This window comes from Elusimicrobiota bacterium, from assembly GCA_018816525.1.
In the GTDB taxonomy this organism is placed as follows: Bacteria; Elusimicrobiota; Endomicrobiia; order CG1-02-37-114; family XYA2-FULL-39-19; genus OXYB2-FULL-48-7.
The window spans coordinates 1-4,275 of sequence record JAHIVV010000011.1 but is presented as its reverse complement, the minus strand read 5'-3'; the positions used below and the strand labels follow the sequence as shown (position 1 = coordinate 4,275).

The window sequence follows — 4,275 nt, the reverse complement described above, 5'->3', positions numbered from 1 at the left end:
TCACAGCTGTCCGCTAAAAGTTTAGGGCCAGTTGGCCCTGATGGTCATTGTTTATAACTTTGGAAAGGATTTTATCGTTCATATTAAGCAAATCAATAAGATTAAGTCGTTCCAAAATGGTTGTTTTGATAATTCTGTGCAGATAAAATATAGAAGATTTGTATTTAGACTGATATTTGATATAAGTCAGCAGCAAATAATAGCACATGGCAATCCAGACCTGTGTAAGTACAGCGTTTTTTGAAGTGCCTAAAAAGGTTTTGATTTTTAGGTTCTGTTTAATCCATTTGAAAAACACTTCAATCTGCCATCTGGCTTTATATACCCGGGCAATGGTAGAAGCAGCCAGTTTAAAATTGTTGGTTATGAATACAAGCAATTTATCTGTTTCTCTATCATAATAATTGATAAGCCTTAGTTCTTTGGGATAATTCTGTTGCTGATAAAAACCGGTAAAAGCGATAATTTCATCAGAAATAACGCTTTCTTTTTTCGGTTCGCTATGCTGTCCGATAACCCGGTATTTAATATTGTCTTTGGCTCTGGTGACAAAGAAAGCATTGCTCTTTTCTATCGAATATAGCCAGGTATAGTCAATATACCCTTTATCAACACAGTAGATGCTGTCCGCCACTATGTCAAAAAAAGAGCGGGCTGTGGTTATTTCATGCTGTTTGGCATCTGTTACAACCATAAAAGTAGGGATTTGACCGCTGTGGTCCAGCTGGCAATGAAGTTTTATGGCTCCTTTTGTGGTTCTGAACTTTGCCCAGTCAAAAGTAGTCAGGCATAAATCAATAACGGTTGCATCAATGATATATAACGGATTCTTGAACTTGAATTTATGTTTTGGGGTAATATTTTTGCACCGTTCCAGTAACTTATAAAAAAGGTTTTCATAAATACCGTAATGGCGGGTTTGATTGGCATCCGCAAGCGTAGAACGTTTAACCAGCTGAAGCCCAAGATGGTAAAGTTTAAGGGATTGTACTGTAAGACTGTTCTGAATGTCCCGTAAACTGTCTTTACCGCTTACCTGGGCATAGAGCATAACCGTAAACTGGTTCCAGCAGGTAAAGTTTTTAACATAACGGTCACCAAAATGACTTTTTACAAGGGTATCAAAATGATGTCTCGGTATAAAAGTTTGCAATTGGCTCATAATTGTATTATAATGCACTTATTCAATCCTCCTTCGGTAAAATGGTTTGTTCGCAACCCCATTCTATCTTAAAGGATGATTTTTTTCAATTTTTAACCGGACAGGTGTGATGATTTATACAGAAATATTTTCCAAAAATGCGAAGTTGAATATAATCCGCAGGACCTAGTCCAGTACAGAGCCCTTAAGGTAAAATTTTCTGAAAAAGACGTTTTTGCTGCGGAATGCATAGTTGCAAAGGACGGCCTGGCACTGCTTCCTGACGCTACGGTACTGCCCTGCAGGAGATTTAATATTCCGGTCGGTAATTTACAGACGGATTCGCTTGAAAATATTTGGAGTAACTCAAAACTGCTCAATGATTTAAGAAATAAACAAAACCTTAAGGGAAAATGCGGGAAATGCGGAGTTTCTGATTGTATCGGCTGCAGGGCGATGGTTTATGCTTTGACCGGAGATTACCTGGCAGAAGATTTTCACTGCTGGCTATAAGAGCATACTCTGTTTTTTCCGATGGTTTTAGCTTTGTATAACCCTTTGTCAGCAATATCTATCAAGGTTTCTGGGCTGGATGCGTCTTCAGGAAATGCCGACACGCCCATGCTTACTGTAATCCGGCCCTGAGATTGGCTTTCAGCAAGTTTAAAAGTATAGCCCTCTACTGCTTTCCTGGCTTTTTCAGCAATCTGGTAAGCATCGGCCCTGCTTGTTTCCGGAAGGACTATCACAAATTCTTCGCCTCCATAGCGGGCCAGTATATCAACATCCCGGATATTTTCCCTGAATAATTGCGTTATTTCTTTCAGCAAATCGTCGCCTTCAACGTGGCCGTTTTTATCATTGTAGTCTTTAAAATTGTCAATGTCTATAAATATCAAACTTAGAGGCCGGTTGTACTTGGCCGACTTTTCAAGTTCTTTCCTTAACGCTTCCTGAAAATAACGGTGGTTATAAATATTTGTCAATCCGTCTCTTGTGGCCAGGCTTTCAATAGTCTCGTGTATTTTTGCATTTTCGATGGCTATACCGGACTGATTTGCAAAAACTTTTAATGCCTGGATGGTATCGTCGTCAATTTTCTTCTTACTGATATAGTTATCTACAAATATCACTCCCACACTTCTGCCTTTTATGACAATGGGTATCAAACCAAATTCTTTTAGATTCAATTTTTCTACCAGGGCCTGCTCGCAATAAAAATTATTTGGGGCGTCGGTGATAATATAGGTCTGCTGTTCGATAATGCTGCGGGCCAGGATGCTGTTTTCCTTATCAAGGGACACATTATAGGAATAATCGAATTTCCCGCCCTTGTCGTAACCGGCGGAATAATGTACAACCGGCCTATGTTCCTGCTGGACTATATAGATAAGAGCTCTGTCAAAATTCAACCCGTCTATAAGGTTTTTCAAAATCAGGGTAAGAACTTCTTCAAGTTTCATCGAACCCCTTAGGGCTTCTGTCAGGGAATTAATGTACGTGATTTGTTTGCAGAAATTTTCCATCTTTTTAATATACTTATTCCTGCGGTAGGTGCTATAAGTGGAGTATGCAATAATGACAGTAAAAGCAACCATAAAAAACGCTTTTAAAAGATAATTCTCTATGAAAAAAGAGAAAACCAAAAATAGAATCCAGGCAAAAAAAGGCCTCCAATCTGAAAATTCTATTTCTTCTATTAATCTCTTAAAAATTCTTCTCATGGTTAGGAAATTTTACTCATTTAGGAGCATAAAGTCAAACAAGTTTTATATGTTAATAACTGTTGTTTCTTCCTGCGATTTAAGAGCGGCTGTAAACAACCTGTGGCTTATAGCTGTTTCTTCCGGCGTAACACAACCTGCAAACTTCTTTAACGGCCGTTTATTTACTAATTCATATAAAAAAGCCGCTTCCATCTGCAAAATTGCATCGGAAAATCCGAATTCGAATATTTCTCCAGTAATGCTTTTGAAAGCTGTCTCCTGCCCGGTATCAATATTCTGCCAATTTTGAGCATTAACTTCATAATCCCAGTACTGCAATAATTTTGGATTTTTAGTAGAAAATCTTACAGAAGCTTTTGTCCCGATAATTTCTATATACCATGTATTTTTTTCACCCGGAGCGATTCGGTAAGTTTTAAGAGTCATGGGAAATTTTTCTTTCGTTAAGGGGTCTGTTACTTCACACATTAACACAGCATTATCCCATGTCTTACAAGGCACCCGGCCGCCTTTGCCGTCAGGGCGTTCTTTTACAATTTTTGATAAAACTGCGCGCGTATTACCGGGTATCCATCCTGCGCGAAACGGCACGTGGCAAACATGCATGCCCAAATCTCCCATACAGCCGTATTCACCGTTGTATTCAATCATTCTTTTCCAGTTTATGGGTTTATCGGGATTAATATCGCTTGAATGCAGAAAACCCGCATTAACTTCTATTATGGCTCCAAAAGCATTTTTTTCAATCATGCCGCAAATCCGCTGTACCGCAGGGTAAAAAGGAAACTCTGAAGAACAGCGTACGAAAACTCCGGGATGTTTTTTAATGCAGGATAATATTTTATCGTTCGCATTCTTGTCAATTCCAAACGGTTTTTCTCCGAGTAAATGTTTGCCTGACTCGATTAACGCGCAATAAATTTCCTCATGCAGGTTATGCGGCACAGCGCAGTAAACCGCTTCAATGTCTTTGTTGGCGCAGATAGCCCTGTAATCGTCAGTAACCTGTTTTATTGAAGAGAAATTATCAGTAAACCACTTTTCAATTTCAGGCGACTTGGGCTTGCCGCAGATTGCAACAAGTTCAAGCTTTACTTCCATCCCAGGCAAATGGCACCATCTTGCCATTGCGCTTGCTAACTCGCGGCCCATTAGGCCTAAACCAACTATCCCGAATTTTACAACTTTCATTTCTGCCTCCGGTTATTTCTTAAGTTATGTTGTTAAATACCCTTATTTCCATATTTTTCATCTTATACCCGCTGACACGTGTGTCCAAATTAGGATTGAAAAAGCCTGAACTATTCCCTATAATGGTGTGATTCAAAACCATGCCAAAACCCGATTACTGTCGGGTCTACAAGGAGGTTCAGGCTTATGAATCATCATACATTATTCGGACAATTG

The 4,275-nt window shown here is 39.2% G+C and carries 4 protein-coding genes; 1 reads left to right on the top strand and 3 read right to left on the bottom strand.

All coding sequences use genetic code 11. The features are described 5' to 3' along the window. Positions 1-13 precede the first annotated feature (13 nt). Positions 14-1,180, bottom strand: a complete 1,167-nt coding sequence (locus tag KKH91_01290) for an IS4 family transposase (protein ID MBU0951448.1) — start codon at positions 1,178-1,180, stop codon at positions 14-16. A 108-nt stretch (positions 1,181-1,288) separates the two neighbouring features. Here KKH91_01290 and KKH91_01285 point away from each other — a divergent pair, with 108 nt between their 5' ends. Next, positions 1,289-1,654 carry an SPASM domain-containing protein gene (locus tag KKH91_01285; GenBank protein MBU0951447.1) on the top strand — a complete coding sequence of 122 codons (366 nt, stop codon included), beginning with the start codon at positions 1,289-1,291 and terminating at the stop codon, positions 1,652-1,654. Here the strand turns inward: KKH91_01285 and KKH91_01280 are convergent. Next, on the bottom strand, positions 1,639-2,865 hold the full coding sequence (locus tag KKH91_01280; protein ID MBU0951446.1) for a sensor domain-containing diguanylate cyclase: 1,227 nt from the start codon (positions 2,863-2,865) through the stop codon (positions 1,639-1,641). The genes KKH91_01285 and KKH91_01280 overlap by 16 nt on opposite strands. A 45-nt stretch (positions 2,866-2,910) precedes the next feature. Next, positions 2,911-4,059, bottom strand: a complete 1,149-nt coding sequence (locus KKH91_01275) for a Gfo/Idh/MocA family oxidoreductase (protein MBU0951445.1) — start codon at positions 4,057-4,059, stop codon at positions 2,911-2,913. Positions 4,060-4,275 lie beyond the last annotated feature (216 nt).